The 15,152-nt window shown below is 45.0% G+C and carries 15 protein-coding genes; 9 read left to right on the top strand and 6 right to left on the bottom strand.

Going from position 1 to position 15,152, the window contains the following annotated elements; genetic code table 11:
• Window positions 1–5: 5 nt before the first annotated feature.
• From OCU90_RS08930 to OCU90_RS08905, 6 genes are all read right to left on the bottom strand, one after another.
• Entirely contained in the window at window positions 6–2,861 is a 2,856-nt protein-coding gene (locus tag OCU90_RS08930) for a formate dehydrogenase subunit alpha (protein ID WP_061024184.1), read from the bottom strand.
• A gap of 10 nt (window positions 2,862–2,871) precedes the next feature.
• Entirely contained in the window at window positions 2,872–3,072 is a 201-nt protein-coding gene (locus OCU90_RS08925) for a twin-arginine translocation signal domain-containing protein (protein ID WP_004733728.1), read from the bottom strand.
• A 76-nt stretch (window positions 3,073–3,148) separates the two neighbouring features.
• The gene (locus OCU90_RS08920; RefSeq protein ID WP_054542114.1) at window positions 3,149–3,817 is read right to left on the bottom strand and encodes a TorD/DmsD family molecular chaperone; all 669 of its coding nucleotides are present in this window, start codon (window positions 3,815–3,817) and stop codon (window positions 3,149–3,151) included.
• A gap of 9 nt (window positions 3,818–3,826) precedes the next feature.
• The gene (locus tag OCU90_RS08915; RefSeq protein ID WP_017094054.1) at window positions 3,827–5,488 is read right to left on the bottom strand and encodes a 4Fe-4S dicluster domain-containing protein; all 1,662 of its coding nucleotides are present in this window, start codon (window positions 5,486–5,488) and stop codon (window positions 3,827–3,829) included.
• A gap of 299 nt (window positions 5,489–5,787) precedes the next feature.
• The gene (locus OCU90_RS08910; protein ID WP_061024181.1) at window positions 5,788–6,477 is read right to left on the bottom strand and encodes a DUF3306 domain-containing protein; all 690 of its coding nucleotides are present in this window, start codon (window positions 6,475–6,477) and stop codon (window positions 5,788–5,790) included.
• Window positions 6,467–6,931 (bottom strand): DUF3305 domain-containing protein, encoded by a 465-nt coding sequence (locus OCU90_RS08905; protein WP_004733736.1) that lies wholly within the window; start codon window positions 6,929–6,931, stop codon window positions 6,467–6,469. The genes OCU90_RS08910 and OCU90_RS08905 overlap by 11 nt, the downstream gene beginning before the upstream one ends.
• Window positions 6,932–7,301: 370 nt before the next feature.
• Between OCU90_RS08905 and fdhD the strand changes: the two genes are divergently transcribed.
• From fdhD to cydX, 9 genes are all read left to right on the top strand, one after another.
• Window positions 7,302–8,126 (top strand): formate dehydrogenase accessory sulfurtransferase FdhD, encoded by an 825-nt coding sequence (fdhD, locus tag OCU90_RS08900; RefSeq protein ID WP_004733738.1) that lies wholly within the window; start codon window positions 7,302–7,304, stop codon window positions 8,124–8,126.
• 334 nt (window positions 8,127–8,460) lie between these two features.
• Window positions 8,461–9,402 (top strand): MBL fold metallo-hydrolase, encoded by a 942-nt coding sequence (locus OCU90_RS08895; RefSeq protein WP_046225231.1) that lies wholly within the window; start codon window positions 8,461–8,463, stop codon window positions 9,400–9,402.
• A 1-nt stretch (window position 9,403) separates the two neighbouring features.
• Entirely contained in the window at window positions 9,404–9,718 is a 315-nt protein-coding gene (locus OCU90_RS08890) for a hypothetical protein (protein WP_004733741.1), read from the top strand.
• A 98-nt stretch (window positions 9,719–9,816) separates the two neighbouring features.
• Window positions 9,817–10,701 (top strand): DUF692 domain-containing protein, encoded by an 885-nt coding sequence (locus OCU90_RS08885; RefSeq protein WP_061024353.1) that lies wholly within the window; start codon window positions 9,817–9,819, stop codon window positions 10,699–10,701.
• Window positions 10,694–11,479, top strand: a complete 786-nt coding sequence (locus tag OCU90_RS08880; protein WP_061024179.1) for an HvfC family peptide modification chaperone — start codon at window positions 10,694–10,696, stop codon at window positions 11,477–11,479. Before OCU90_RS08885 ends, OCU90_RS08880 begins: the two co-directional genes overlap by 8 nt.
• Window positions 11,476–12,084, top strand: coding sequence for an HvfX family Cu-binding RiPP maturation protein (locus tag OCU90_RS08875; protein ID WP_017083666.1), 609 nt, complete (start codon window positions 11,476–11,478; stop codon window positions 12,082–12,084). The genes OCU90_RS08880 and OCU90_RS08875 overlap by 4 nt, the downstream gene beginning before the upstream one ends.
• A 107-nt stretch (window positions 12,085–12,191) precedes the next feature.
• Window positions 12,192–13,808 (top strand): cytochrome ubiquinol oxidase subunit I, encoded by a 1,617-nt coding sequence (locus OCU90_RS08870; RefSeq protein ID WP_061024177.1) that lies wholly within the window; start codon window positions 12,192–12,194, stop codon window positions 13,806–13,808.
• A 9-nt stretch (window positions 13,809–13,817) separates the two neighbouring features.
• Window positions 13,818–14,954 (top strand): cytochrome d ubiquinol oxidase subunit II, encoded by a 1,137-nt coding sequence (gene cydB, locus OCU90_RS08865; protein ID WP_061024174.1) that lies wholly within the window; start codon window positions 13,818–13,820, stop codon window positions 14,952–14,954.
• 26 nt (window positions 14,955–14,980) lie between these two features.
• Window positions 14,981–15,094 (top strand): cytochrome bd-I oxidase subunit CydX, encoded by a 114-nt coding sequence (gene cydX / locus OCU90_RS08860; protein ID WP_004733754.1) that lies wholly within the window; start codon window positions 14,981–14,983, stop codon window positions 15,092–15,094.
• The last annotated feature ends 58 nt before the right edge of the window (window positions 15,095–15,152 follow it).

Raw genomic sequence — 15,152 nt, 5'->3', positions numbered from 1 at the left:
ACTCCTTACGCTTTACGAATATTACAAAGGGTTACTTTCGTTTCCTGCATCAACGTGACAGGGTCGTAACCATATGTGGTTGCTGTATTGGCTGCTTCACCAATAACGTAAGGATCGGTGCCTTCAGGATATTTAGAACGCAAATCTTCGCCTTCAAACTTACCACCGAAGTGGAACGGCAAGAACGCTAAACCCGGTTTCACACGACGAGTGACCATCGCTTTCACCTTGATACGGCCTTTCTCTGCACCCTCAACCCAAACATCATCGCCATCTTTGAAGCCAATGTCGTTTGCATCTTTAGGGTTCACTTCAACAAACATCTCTTGTTGTAGCTCTGCTAGCCAAGGGTTAGAACGTGTCTCTTCACCACCACCTTCGTACTCAACCAAACGACCAGACGTAAGAATAATCGGGTATTCACCAGACTTATCTTGGTCTTGAATGGATTTGTACAGCGTAGGAACACGGAAGATTGCTTCCTTGTCATCCCACGTTGGGTAGTCAGCGACTAGATCACGACGTGGTGTGTAAAGTGGTTCACGGTGCAGTGGTACGCGGTCTGGGAATGTCCAAACAATCGCACGCGCTTTCGCGTTACCAAAAGGAATACAACCATGCTTGATAGCAACACGTTGGATGCCACCAGAAACGTCAGTCTTCCAGTTTTTGCCTTCCGCTGAAGCTTTTTCTTCTGCTGTTAGGTCGTCCCACCACCCCAGTTGTTTCAGCAGTTTGTCACTGAACTCTGGGTAACCATCTTTGATTTCGCTGTCTTTTGAGTAGCTGTCTTCAGCCAATAGGCTTTGACCTTCAAATTCCACACCGAAACGAGTACGGAAGTTACCGCCGCCCTCAGCAACCGGTTTAGATGTATCGTAAAGGATATGCGTCCCTGGGTGTTTCATTTCTGGGTTGCCCCAACATGGCCAAGGCAGACCGTAAGTTTCGCCATTCGCTGGGCCGCCTTCTGCAGCAAGCGTTGTTTTGTGGAACGTGTGCCAGTTTTGTTGGTGTTCTTTCAAACGCTCTGGGCTTTGACCTGTATAGCCGATCGTCCACATACCTTTGTTGAATTCACGAGTGATATCTTCAATCAATGGTTGATTGTTCTCAACACGGATGTTTTTGAACAGTTGATCAGAGAAACCAAGCTTCTTAGAAAGAAGGTACATGATTTCGTGGTCAGGCTTAGATTCGAACAGAGGATCAACAACCTTATCACGCCACTGTAGAGAACGGTTTGACGCCGTTACACTGCCGTAGGTTTCAAATTGAGTGGTTGCTGGAAGTAAGTAAACGCCGTCGGTGCGATCGTTCATTACTGCCGCGACTGTTGGGTATGGGTCAACGATAACCATCATATCCAGCTTCTGCATCGCCTTCTTCATCTCTGGACCACGAGTCTGAGAGTTCACCGCGTGACCCCAGTAGAACATGGCGCGGATGTTTTCGCGTTGACGAATCTTGTCTTTGTCTTCAAGCACGCCATCAACCCAACGAGAGACAGGAATACCTGCACTGTTCATTGGTTTTTGACCACCGTATGCGTTGTCGTCAAATCGTCCTTTAACCCAGTCAAAGTCGATATCCCAAACTTTAGACCAATGGCGCCAAGAACCTTCAGACAAGCCGTAGTAACCCGGTAGCGTGTCTGATAGTACGCCAAGGTCAGTTGCGCCTTGTACGTTATCGTGACCACGGAAAATGTTTGCACCGCCACCTGATTTACCTATGTTACCTAGCGCAAGCTCAAGAACACAGTAAGCACGTGTGTTGTTGTTACCCGTAGTATGTTGAGTACCACCCATACACCAAACGATACAACCCGGACGGTTCTCTGAAAGCAGTTTTGCTGTGTGGTAAACGTCTTCTTCGCTAACGCCTGTTACACGCTCAACTTCTGCTGGGTTCCACTTAGCAACTTCTTCACGGATCTCGTCCATGCCGAATACACGTTGGCGGATGAATTCTTGGTCTTCCCACTTGTTAGCAAAGACATGCCATAACAGACCCCAGATAAACGCAACGTCTGACCCCGGGCGTAGAGAAACATAGTGATCAGATTTCGCCGCAGTACGCGTACGACGAGGATCCGCAACAACGATCTTACAGTTGTTCTTCTCTTTCGCGATTAGGATGTGTTGCATCGCAACCGGGTGAGCTTCTGCAGGGTTCGAACCAATGAACAGCATCGACTTACAGTTGTGCATGTCATTGAACGAGTTTGTCATCGCGCCGTAACCCCAAGTGTTTGCAACACCGGCTACTGTGGTTGAGTGACAAATACGCGCTTGGTGGTCAACGTTATTGGTGCCCCAAAGCGACGCCATCTTACGGAATGCGTAAGCTTGCTCGTTACTGTGTTTCGCACTACCTAGGAAGTAAACGGAATCAGGACCAGACTCTTTACGAAGTTCTAGCGCTTTATTACCGATCTCTTCAATCGCTTGTTCCCAAGAAAGCTTCTTCCACTTACCGCCTTCCAATTTCATTGGGTACTTAAGGCGACGCTCACCGTGGCCGTGCTCACGCAAAGCTGCGCCTTTCGCACAGTGTCCACCAGCGTTGAATGGGTGATCGAATGCTGGCTCTTGACCCGTCCAAACACCGTTTTGAACTTCAGCGTAAATACCACAACCCACAGAACAGTGGGAACAGATAGTGCGTTTCACTTCTGTTTTCGCTTCAGGGTCGACTGACTTAGCTTGCGCCTTTTTCATCATACCCGGAGCGAATAGACCAGCGCCTACTACCGCACCACCAGCCGCTAGAGAGGTGTTTTTCATAAAGGCACGTCGAGACACACCCAGTTGATTGGTTTCTTTGCTCACACTATCGGAGCGTTTGACAAGTTTCATCCGTTATCTCCTAAAGCGTGTCGTAGTAATCGCGAATGTGTTGCGTTTCACGATAGCCCGTCTTCTTCATGTCTTCTTTCGGCATTTCAACCGTTTCTGAAGCAGTTGCCACCTTCGTTGTTCCAGCGACAACTGCACCCGCTACGGCTGCAGTTGTTAAGCCTTTGAGTAAGTCCCTACGGCTTGTGTTTATTTCTTTATTATCTTTCATCATTGCTTCCTTACCTTGCGGTAGATCTTTTTGGAGGCTTAATGCCCCTCTATCGATATAATCGCGTACTGCTCGATTACTCGTAATCAGTGACGTTTTTCACATCAATCTTTAATTTATGTTTACTGCTTTTTGTATTAACGCTAAAACGCACTTGCTCTAACGTTAGGAATGCTTCACACAGCTGAGCTGCCGATTTGTAGAAGTTCGCACTTTCTGCACTTTCAAGCTGACGCGTAAAAGAGTTGAACCAAGGACCAAGGTGCTTATTGAAAACGGCTTGTTGAAGCGCTTCTTCTTCACCGGTTAGCATTGCCATCACTTCACACAATGCAGCAATATGATCTTCTGGCTCTTTCACTTGATCATCACGTTCAATGCCTAAAAGCTCTAGGTCATGACGAATCTCTGCTAATGGTTTTTCCATCATGGCGCCAGTTCTATGCCAAGAACCAAATGGAACTATCTCTCCACGGCCAATGCCAATGAACAGATCTTGATATTCGTCTTCTAACGCTTCGCGATTTGATTCCGTTGCCGCTTGTTGAATGGCAATCCAAGCTTTTTGCATTGCACTCTCAGACGCTTCAATGTCTAACGTCTTTAGGAAATCAATGACCTCTTCAGAAGGTGCGTTACGAAACAATGCAGAAAGAACCAAATAGATTTCAGTTCTTAGTGTCTGTTCTTGCTTTAATTCTTTTGCGAGCTCAGGCTCTTGTGCCTGATCCAAATTAGTATCCAATGCCAACTCCTAGTATTTCAATTGATTCAATGGGTCTTGAGCCATTGAGTCGAACATGTCCACTACACGACAGTCTTCACACATCGCAATACGATTAATCGCAGTTTCATCTGAAAAATGAGAGTGACCGCGTAACTTGTTCTGTAACATGTCAATCATAGACTGTGGAGCGAATGGCTTATGGCAACGTAAACATTCCGCTGCTTTCTCCTCATGAATCACAACTGCTTGTTGACGTTCTTCTTTCACCCAATTCATACGAGGTGTCAGAGTGAGAACATTCTCAGGGCATGCCTTTTCACACAGACCACATTGAATACAGTCTTGTTCTACAAACTTAAGTGATGGAGAAGCACCGTCGGTATGAAGAGCACGTGTAGGACAAACTGCAACACAACTCATGCATAACGTACAATCTTTGCTTTCACACGAAACCGTGCCGTATGGTGCATTCGAAGGAAGTTCAACGATATTCTCGACAGGAATGCGAGATGAAGACATAGCATCGAGTGCAGTGAATAGACGTTGACGTTTGTTGCCTTGAAGATCGCCAAGTGCAAGGTCGAAAGAATCAACGCACAGTGTTGGAGGCCCTTCACGTAGAGACTCTAAATACAGGATATCGATGGTTTCTTTTGGCACACCGATTTGGTCTAGTAGCTCTTGAGCAATCCCGACTTCGTTATTCAGAACACGAATGATCGTCTCTGGCATAAAACGAGAAGCAGCAAACAGAACCTGAGTTGCGCCATTCACTAGCGCTGCAAACCAAGTATCAATACCAATAGAAGGCAGTTCTTCAACAACGATTGGAATAACGTTATCTGGCAGTGCTTTTAGCGCCATTACATTGTAAGTCTCATGACGAGAGCTACAGATAAGTACGATTGGATCCAGACCGCCCGCATGTTCATAGTTAGCTAGCGTACGTTCAATGAATTTTTGAGTATCGTCAGGGTTTGGAAGCGCATAGGTAATCGCTTCTGTAGGACAGCTTGTTGCACAAGTTCCTACGCCTTGACATAGATAAGGGTTAATCTCGATCTTGTGACCTGTTTTGTCTGAGCCTTCACTTGATAGTGCGCCAGCAGGACAAGCGTCAACACAACGTTCACACCCTTTTACGCCACGAGAACTGTGCGCACAAAGGTCAGTGTCTAAACGGAAGAACTTAGGCTTATCAAATGTACCCATTAGCGTTGGAATCTCTTCCAGTGCTTCGGCCAGTTTTGGATAGCCTCGGCCCACTGGGTAATAACCCGGTACAGGCACTTCTTCTGTCATGCAGCTATTCAGACATAGGTCTAGAACAACATCGAAACAATCGTGATTAATCGCGATTTTCGCCAAGTTGCTTGATGTGCCTTTACTCTCAATCACAACTTCAAACGTGCCAAGGAAACCGGATACTTGAACCGAATTCGCGAAGTACAGTTCTGGGTTTTTGCCCTTTTCGCCGTCTGTCGACAATAAGGTTAAGCTCGTCAATTGAGGTAATTGAGCCGCTGCACTTTCAATGATCGCAGTTGGACCAATAATAAGAGTATTACCGCCGCTTTCGTAGCTAACAGTAGGTGGAATCAGATTTGTTAACTCAACTGTATTTTCAAATGCATACAGTCTTGCTTTAGCGTTATTTGAAGTTGCTTGTTCTAATAATTGTTTAAGCATTGCTCAGTTCCATCTTTGGACATGGATAATCTGTTCAACCTTCATTGTAGTAAGCGATAGAGAACTTGCTGAGTAATCCGTTAACAACTAACCCTTTAGCCAGTGTCCCGCTCGTCAGACTATGAATTCGTCTATCTACAAAAAAGTTGATAATAAACGTTATTTAGCAAATGCCATGCCAATTTAATAAACCTTATATATCAGTAATTTAATCTTTTATAGCGTTTATTGTGCGTATAAAAAAACCGCTTGGGACATTTTGTCTCAAGCGGTTCATTGAGTATTTAGTCAAAATGTACCTATTCTTTGTGTGGTATATTTTGTCCCATCTCTTTCAGGTCATCTTCGTCTGACATTGTAGCGTTATCATCCGATACTGTGTTTTTGTACAGTTCTTTTTCTTGTTCGGTTATTTCGGCACTTTCTGACGTTTCAAATTCATTATCAGATACCTCAAGATCGCTTTCAGAATGTTCTAAAACTTCACTTTCATCTTTACTATCAATGATTTGCTCTTCTTCTAGTGTGGTTTCTTCTTCCGTTTTGTCTTTAACCCAATCTCGCAAGGTTTCCGCAACCCCTTCAGAAAGAGACTTCAAATTACTGTAATCGTCGTCGTAATCATCTAAACCATCACGAATGTTAAACTCTTTGGATAGAAATAATTTACGCAATGCGGCTTTTTTTACGCTTTCTGAAGCTTCTGATACCAATAATTGAGCAACAGACAAGTCTTCAGTGGCTTCTGGTGCGGGATCTTGAACGTCAGAAGCATGAACTTCTTCATTGGTTTCTAAAGCATCACTCTCTAAAGACTGAGGCGCTGCTGCTTCCATTTCAGACGAAAGATCAGCAGGCGAAATCTCAGAAGATGAAGAATCAGAGGAAGTGAGTGCTGGTGCTTCCAGTGTTTGCTCCACTTCCAAAGGTTCGTCAGTGGATTCGTCAAGCTTTCGTTGAGACCAACGGCTAAAGAAGTTAGTTGCCATTAGATCTACCCGCACCTTTACGTTTCTTACGTCTTGCTTCTAGCAATTCACCATGACGGCCGATGAAGGCTTCCATCCAAGCCTGTACGGGCAAAGGAATATCGTAAGACAACACTTGGTTGTCACCGTCCATGTATTGCCCTGCAACGGTTTGTGATGCTGTAAGTAACTGAATGACGGGCTTAACACCAGAATCGACATTATCCATCACTAAGAAAAGCTTAGGTTGCTGAGAGCTTAGGTTGAAACGATAGTCTGTACGCTCGTCTTTATGTAATTGGAGTAAACAAACGTCTTGGGCATCATCTTCTGGCGACAGTTCAAACCCCGTCAATTCCCATTGAGTAGTTACCCAAATACCTGTTTTGATCTCTTTCTCTATTCTTTGGACACCGATTGGCCAAGCTGCTTCTGTTTTTTCATATTGTTCTTTGAATTCTTTTATCTCAGACATACTTCACCCAATTGATTTTCTTTGGTCTGAATGCACTTAGGACATTTTGTACTGTGCGCAATCATATACACCCCATAAAGCAATAAACACGCCAATACGGATTACCTACGAGAGCGTATCTATAGCGTTCGTTATCAAGTTGTCACTATAACGTTAGTCGATACTGGTTATTTCAGACAACTCCACCCGGTGAACTCTCATATTTTGCGCTATTTTAATCGAATGCTTCATGTTTTCCTGAATACCCGTTATTTTGGAATAAGATTTGCTTTAAGCATGAGTTAAAGAATCGATGAACAAGAACGGCGTTAGACCCTCTTGTTAACTTCTTATCTCTTAAAATCGCTATCTCATTAAGTAGGACGTGACTGTGGTAAAACCAAACATAATAAAAACTAGCGAAAACCCACTTCAAACAATCGAAGTTGAAGTGTTTGATGAATATGGTGAGAAGCTAACCAAACAGATCGCTTGTGAACGCCCTCTTACCGTTATGTTGAACTGGAAAGAGATCGTAACCCTGATGACGCTTGGCTCGCGCCCTGAATCTTTAGTCTTGGGTTATTTAAAGAATCAAAGTTTCCTTTCTGACCCTGAAGCGGTTGAATCTATCATCATCGATTGGGAAACCAGCTCTGCAGCGGTCATTACCAAAGAAGATACTAGCCAACTTGAGCAAGCGCTTAAGAAGAAGACGGTGACCTCTGGCTGTGGTCAGGGCACCATGTTTGGTAACGTGATGAAGCAGTTGGAAGATTACCAAGTGCCTCAGACCAAAATTAAGCAATCTGAAATTTACACGGCTTTAGAAGCACTGACTCATTACAACGACACGTACAAAAAAGCTGGCGCGGTACATGGTTGCGCTGTTTGCAAAGACGACAAGGTTCTATCGTTTGTTGAAGATGTTGGCCGACATAACGCGGTTGATACTTTGGCCGGTGAGATGTGGCTTAACAAAGAAGACGGCACAGACAAGATTTTCTACACCACAGGTCGCCTTACCTCGGAAATGGTCATCAAAGTAGCGCAGATGGGTATTCCTGTTCTGCTATCACGCTCTGGCGTAACGCAAATGGGCTTAGACTTGGCTCAGCAATTTGGTATCACGACCATTGCTCGCGCTAAAGGCCTGCGATTCCAAGTGTTCACTGGCGCAGAGAAGATTGAATTCGATGTAAAAGGTGATCAGTAAACGATAATTCGTTTTAGACATTGGTTATCTATTAGAAAAAAAGGTGCAAGTGTAAGCTTGCACTTGCACCTTTTATCTCGTTCCAAACTCCTAATCTCCCCCCCCCCCTATTTCTCAAGTACATTTCCCTTTTCAAAACGAGTTCGATCTTTTCGTTTGATTTTATTGAACGTTATTTTCAAATTAACTAGATATACCAAACGTTAACAATTCTTTATCTTGTGCTCCGTGAACAGAACGAAGCACGCACTTATTGTGCTGCTTGGCGAAAGTTTCACTTCTTTGAATGCTCACTTCGAAGAAAACACATAAGAAAAAAGAATTGGATAACAATATGAAACAGCCTTTAAAAGCTCTAGCAATAGCTCTTGGATTGACCTTGGGCGCCAACTGTCACGCAATTGAACTTAAACCAGTCGATACGGACTTTACATTACAAATACTGGGTTCAGGTGGTCCTATCTCGGATGACCTACGTGCATCATCTGGTGAAATCGTATGGTGGAAAGGCAAATCACGAATCATGATTGATGCCGGTGGCGGTGTTTACCTACGTTTCGGTCAAGCGGGTGCAAAACTTGAAGACCTAGATTTCATGGGTATCACTCACTTCCATACCGATCACGTAAATGACATGCCCGCTCTTCTTAAAGGTGGCTACTTCTTTGAACGTGAAAAGGCGTTGGAGATTTCAGGTCCAGCCGCAGGTTCAGCGTTCCCTAGCCTCAACGGTTACTTCGCAGCGAACTTTGACCCAGACCATGGCGCATACGCTTACCTTGCCGGCTTATACGATGGGACCGATGGCCTATTCCCAGTCAATCTTACCGATGTTGACTATCAATCCACAGTGCCAACCGTTGTTTATGAAAAAGATGGTTTGAAGATCACTGCTCTGGGTATTCCTCATGGTGATGTGCCTTGTCTCGCTTACCGAATTGAAAGTGAAGAAGGCGTGATGGTGATTTCAGCTGACCAAAACGGTAGCAACCCTGCGTTCTTAGACTTCGCTCGTGGCGCCGACATCATGATGATGCCAATGGCGATTCATGAACAAGCCGATGGTGTCTCTACATTCATGCACGCTAAGCCTTCTGTGATTGGTGAAATTGCGAAAGAGATCAATCCAAAAATGTTGGTACTTAACCACTGGATGGGGCTAGGCCTTAAGCGCAAATCTGAATCAATCAAAATCGTACGTGAATACTACGACGGACCAATCATGTCTGGTCGTGATTTAGCGAGCTTCCCTATGTCTGCTGTAAAGGAGAAATAATATGAACAACAAAATCGCCCTATCAATTGCGATCACGTCTGTGATTAGCCTTAACTCTGCAATGGCATTTGCTGATGCACCTGCCGAAGCCCCTGTTGAAGCTAAACAATCTTCAGGACACGGTGGTAAATGTGCTGCGGGTAAATGTGGTACAGAAAAACGCTTCGAAAAAGCGGAACTGACAAGCAACCCTCAAGACCGTTTAGTGCGTGCTCGTGACGGGAAATGTGGCTTAACGGCTGAAGGTATCTCGCCAAGTAAAGAGCGCATCCTAACGGCGAATAGCAAAGTGACAGGTGGAGTATGTGGCCAGTAGAAACGCATAAAACTAATGCTTTAAAAACTAATACTTTAAAAACTAAAGCTTCAGCATCAAATGACCGAGCCCCTAAAAGCAGCGAGTTAAACCATAAAGTGCGAACCATTCAGAATACAGACAAAGGCATTGGGCTACGCAGTGAGCATATTGAACTGCTCGCTCGTTCCCCAAAGCACCCTGATATTGATTTTCTGGAATTAGCGCCCGAGAACTGGATGAGCTTAGGTGGTCTTAAGCGCGAACAACTACAGGATATAGCGAAGCAATACCCTTTGATCGCACACGGTTTAAGCTTATCCATTGGAGATTGTCAGCCGCTTAACTCGAAGTTTGTACGCCAGGTTGGTCAATTTCTCGATGAACTGAATATTCAGGTGTACAGCGAGCATTTGAGCTTCTCTCGAGACAGCCAAGGGTATCTGTATGAACTGTTACCCGTGCCACGTCACGCAGAAAACATCGGCTATTTAGCGGACAGAATCAAGCAAGTCCAAGACATCATTCAACGTCCTTTGGTCATGGAGAACATCTCTTATTACCACAACTACGGAGATGAGACGCCTGAGGGTGAGTTTATCGCTGAAATAGCAAAGCGTAGTGGCTGTGAGTTGTTGGTCGACATCAACAATCTCTACGTGAACAGTCAGAACCACCACTTTGATGCCGCAGAAATGCTTAAAGCTTTACCAAGCGATGCTATTCGCTACTACCACATTGCTGGGCATTTAGTTGAAAACGATAGCTCAGGTGGAAGTAACAAATCGCTGCTTGATACCCACGGTATGCCGGTACAGCAAGAGGTTATTGACTTGGCGCGTTACACCTTCTCTATTCATGGCAGTAAACCGTTGTTACTGGAAAGAGACAACAGCGTACCGCCTTTGGTCGTGCTGACTGAGGAGTTGCGAACGATGCACAGTCAGGTTCTAGATGCAGGTGTTGCTCATCGCCCAATGAATCAGGAGTTGGTTTATGCATAACCCTCCTAGCATGATGATCACTCAAACGCAGGCGTTAACCGCATTGATACGTTCACCACTTGAAGACAACGCAGTGTGTCGATACAGCGAGTTCATTAGAGACAACGTATTTGGTGTATTGAACAACACATTTCCGCTGTTTTGTCAGCAAGTCGACCAAGACCAACTACTGATATTGGTTGATGAGTTTGTTGTGGTGCATTACGCCTCAGAGCCCGAGTTTCATCATATAGCAACTGAGTTTGTCAGCTTTATCCAGCGTCGCACTCAGCCAATGGGTATGTCTAATCTAAGTGATTTGTCTACTTTGAGTGCGAGTCATGATCTCACAGCCGACCAGCTTGCGGTGTTGGAGTACGAATGGTGTGCCTTTTGCGTTGAAATTGACGCTTCAAAGCAAGTATTGCCGATGTCATGGACGGGTGATCTTCGTGTTGATGAACAACTGCTTCAATTGGGTTTGTTAGTCAACAGTACGATGAAGCTCGTGCAGGTACCTTTCATTGTTCATGGTGAGTCGCTGACGTTTCTAACACAAAGGCGGTATCCCGTTTATTACGCGATTTATCGCGACTCTGACCAACGCGTCAACACGATAAAACTAAGAGAAATTGATGTTGCGATTATTCAAATAATCCAACAACAACCAAATCGTTCTTTAGCCGATATAAAACAAATAATTGCTCAACAATTGGCGAGATTCGAGTTTATTAATTGGGTCGAACATTTCAGTGAAGTTGAACTGATTGGCGTTCACTCTTTAGGAGAAAAATTATGATTAAGTCAGCCCTCAGCTGGTACGACGCTATTGTCGAAAAATGCAAACAATACGATTACTTAGTACTACTTTCAGTACGTCTTTATCTGATTCCGGTGATTTACGTCGGTGCACGCTCTAAAGTGCTGGGCTTCTCGGGAACAGTTGCATGGTTTGGCGCCTCAGCGGCCGACGGTGGTCTTAACCTTCCCTTCCCTGAGCTACTGGCATTCCTAGCGGCAGCGACCGAAGTACTAGGTTGTATCTGTATCGCGTTAGGTCTGTTTACTCGCTTTATCTCGATTCCAATGATTTTCATGATGAGCGTAGCGAGTGCAATGGTTCACTGGAAACACGGTTGGGATGCGATTGCGACTGGTGGGATGGAAGCAACCGTTCGACTTAACGGCTTCATCGAATGGCTCGCGGTTAACTTCCCAGGTCGTTACAACTACATCACTGAACTTGGCGACCCGGTAATGCTGAATAACGGTATGGAGTTCGCAGGCACCTACTTCGTGATGCTGTTAGTCCTGCTTGTTTACGGTGGTGGCCGTTACGTGAGTGCAGATTACTGGTTACGTAAACAGTTCTCTAAAAAACAAAACAAAGCCCTTCGTTGGTAATAGATTATTTTCACACAGCTACATGTAAAACCCTTAATTAGTTCTCTCTAATTATCATCTTATTTCCATTATCTTACCCGTCACACTCGTGGCGGGAAGGAGTTTTTATGCTTACAGATGTCGTTGATCTGTCGCGGTTTCAATTCGCAAGTACCGCTCTTTATCACTTTATATTCGTTCCCCTAACTATAGGCCTCTCCTTCTTACTCGCAGTGATGGAATCGCTGTATGTCATGACCAACAAAACCATCTACAAGGACATGACCAAGTTCTGGGGTAAGTTGTTTGGTATTAACTTTGCTGTCGGTGTTGCTACCGGCTTAACCATGGAATTCCAGTTCGGTACTAACTGGGCTTATTACTCGCATTACGTAGGCGATATCTTTGGCGCTCCGCTGGCCATTGAAGCCTTGATTGCGTTTTTCTTGGAATCAACCTTAGTCGGTATGTTCTTCTTCGGTTGGGACAAGCTCTCTAAGCGTCAGCACTTATCGGTGACGTGGTTGACGGCGTTGGGTTCGAACTTCTCTGGTCTGTGGATTCTGATGGCCAATGGCTGGATGCAAAACCCAGTGGGCGCAGAGTTTAACTTCGAAACCATGCGTATGGAGATGACAGACTTCGTTGAAGTGATCTTCAACCCAGTGACTCAAGTGAAGTTCGTGCATACCGTTGCGGCAGGTTACACAACCGGCGCGCTATTTATCATGGGTATCAGTGCTTACTACATGCTTAAAGGGCGTGATTTACCGTTCGCTCGTCGTTCATTTGCAGTAGCAAGTGCTTTTGGTATGGCTGCGATTGTTTCGACAGTGATGCTAGGCGATGAATCTGGTTATGAGTTGGGCGATGTTCAACAGGTGAAGCTAGCGGCTATCGAAGCTGAATGGCACACCGAAGAAGCCCCTGCCTCATTCACACTGTTCGGTTTCCCGAATCAAGAAACCATGGAGACGGACTACGCGATTAAGATCCCATACGTGATGGGTATTATCGCAACGCGTTCTTTGGATACGCCAGTTGTCGGCATTCATGATCTATTGGCAAAGAACGAAGAACGTGTTCGCAGCGGCATCTTAGCTTATGGGCTACTAGAAAAACTGCGTTTTGGTGATAAATCACAACAAAATATCGATGATTTTGAATCGGTTAAACATGATCTAGGTTATGGATTGCTGGTTAAGAAATACAGCGATAACGTGGTGGATGCAACAGAGCAACAGATCAAACAAGCAGCAAAAGACACAATCCCAACGGTTGCCCCTCTGTTCTGGAGCTTCCGCATCATGGTGGTGTGTGGCGTGTTGATGTTTGCCATCATTGGTCTTTCATTCGTCCAAATTTGTCGCCGTAAGATTAGTACCAATCGTTGGTTACTGAAAGCAACAATATGCGCGATTCCACTTCCTTGGATTGCTTGTGAAACCGGTTGGTTTGTAGCGGAATATGGCCGTCAGCCTTGGGCTATTGGTGAGATTCTGCCAGTAAACATGGCGGCTTCTAATCTACCTGCTTCAAGTCTGTGGATCTCTATCGGCTTGGTTTACTTGTTCTACACCGCGTTCTTGATTATAGAAATGTTCTTGATGGTTAAGTTTGCAAAAATGGGCCCGAGCGCACTGAAAACGGGTCGCTATCACCATGAGCAATCAAACCAAGATCTAGCCGTTACAGGTGAGCAAAGCGCACCGCGTCAGCTAGATAAAACTATCGACCTTCATTAAGGAATTCAGATGTTTGATTACGAAAATCTTCGCCTGTTTACATGGGCAGTTATTGGCGTGTTGTTGATCGGTTTTATCATTACCGATGGATTCGACATGGGCGTTGCGGCGTTGCTTCCTGTTCTAGGGAAGTCGGAAGTTGATCGACGAATTATGATCAACTCGATTGCCCCTCACTGGGATGGCAACCAAGTATGGTTGGTTACCGCGGGTGGCGCTATCTTTGCGATATGGCCTGCAATCTACGCGGCTGCGTTCTCCGGGTTCTATTTAGCCATGATTATCGTGTTGACGACCTTGTGGTTAAGACCGCTCGGTATGGATTACCGCGCTAAGATCGACAATCCGCAATGGAAGAAAGCTTGTGATATTGCACTTATCGTCAGTGGCTTCATTCCTCCGTTTATCTTTGGTGTTGGTTTCGGTAACTTGATGATTGGCGTTCCGTTTGAGTTTAACGAATTGCTAATGATGTCATACCAAGGTGGTTTCTGGGATCTACTCACGCCCTTCCCACTGCTATGTGGCTTGGTGAGCTTAGCGATGGTTGTCACGCAAGGCGCGGCATTCCTACAGATGAAAACGACGGGTGATTTAAAACAACGTGCGCAGAAAGTGATCGTATGTATGGCGCTTGTGACTGTCGGTCTATTTATTGTTGGTGGGCTATACGCATATACACTTCCGGGTTACCTGATTACTAGCCCAGTTGTGACCGATGGTGTTTCAAACCCGTTGCTAAAACATGTCATGAAGTTTGATGACTTACTGCTACATAACTACGAAAACTATCCGGTACTTTGGGGAATTCCTGCGCTAGGCATCATCGGAATGCTGAGTTGTGCAGTGATGACTAGACTTAACCGCGCTGGTTTGGCCTTCGCTTCTTCGAGCTTATCGATAGCAAGCATCATAACGACAGCGGGCGTCGCCCTATTCCCAATGATCATGCCATCTAGCTTGATGCCATCACACAGCTTAACGCTGTGGGACGGAACATCAAGTGAGTTAACACTGAGCATTATCTCTGTTGTCGCAGTTATCGTGGTGCCAATTATTTTGGGTTACACAATCTGGTGTTACTACAAAATGTTCGGCCGATTAGACAGTCAATACATTCACGATAACAGCTCGTCACTGTATTAATTAGAGATGAAATAGGAGGATAACCTATGTGGTATTTATGTTGGGTACTGGGCGTATTATTAGCCTGCGCGTTTGGAATTATTAATGCGCTATGGCTAGAACACACCGACTTTCTCGATGAACAAAACGAACAAAATTGATCGGTAAAGTCACTAGCAACTGTTAACTATATAATCAGCTAACTACTTGAAATAATTA

It is taken from the genome of Vibrio splendidus (genome assembly GCF_024347615.1).
Taxonomy (GTDB): Bacteria; Pseudomonadota; Gammaproteobacteria; order Enterobacterales; family Vibrionaceae; genus Vibrio; species Vibrio splendidus.
This window is presented reverse-complemented; position numbering and strand designations above follow the sequence as displayed.

Bases quoted from the DNA above. Each gene is read 5' to 3' on its own strand.
- OCU90_RS08930 (WP_061024184.1), bottom strand. From the start codon at position 2,861: ATGAAACTTGTCAAACGCTCCGATAGTGTGAGCAAAGAAACCAATCAA.
- OCU90_RS08925 (WP_004733728.1), bottom strand. From the start codon at position 3,072: ATGAAAGATAATAAAGAAATAAACACAAGCCGTAGGGACTTACTCAAA.
- OCU90_RS08915 (WP_017094054.1), bottom strand. From the start codon at position 5,488: ATGCTTAAACAATTATTAGAACAAGCAACTTCAAATAACGCTAAAGCA.
- OCU90_RS08910 (WP_061024181.1), bottom strand. From the start codon at position 6,477: ATGGCAACTAACTTCTTTAGCCGTTGGTCTCAACGAAAGCTTGACGAA.
- OCU90_RS08905 (WP_004733736.1), bottom strand. From the start codon at position 6,931: ATGTCTGAGATAAAAGAATTCAAAGAACAATATGAAAAAACAGAAGCA.
- OCU90_RS08895 (WP_046225231.1), top strand. From the start codon at position 8,461: ATGAAACAGCCTTTAAAAGCTCTAGCAATAGCTCTTGGATTGACCTTG.
- OCU90_RS08890 (WP_004733741.1), top strand. From the start codon at position 9,404: ATGAACAACAAAATCGCCCTATCAATTGCGATCACGTCTGTGATTAGC.
- OCU90_RS08880 (WP_061024179.1), top strand. From the start codon at position 10,694: ATGCATAACCCTCCTAGCATGATGATCACTCAAACGCAGGCGTTAACC.
- OCU90_RS08875 (WP_017083666.1), top strand. From the start codon at position 11,476: ATGATTAAGTCAGCCCTCAGCTGGTACGACGCTATTGTCGAAAAATGC.
- OCU90_RS08870 (WP_061024177.1), top strand. From the start codon at position 12,192: ATGCTTACAGATGTCGTTGATCTGTCGCGGTTTCAATTCGCAAGTACC.
- cydB (WP_061024174.1), top strand. From the start codon at position 13,818: ATGTTTGATTACGAAAATCTTCGCCTGTTTACATGGGCAGTTATTGGC.
- cydX (WP_004733754.1), top strand. From the start codon at position 14,981: ATGTGGTATTTATGTTGGGTACTGGGCGTATTATTAGCCTGCGCGTTT.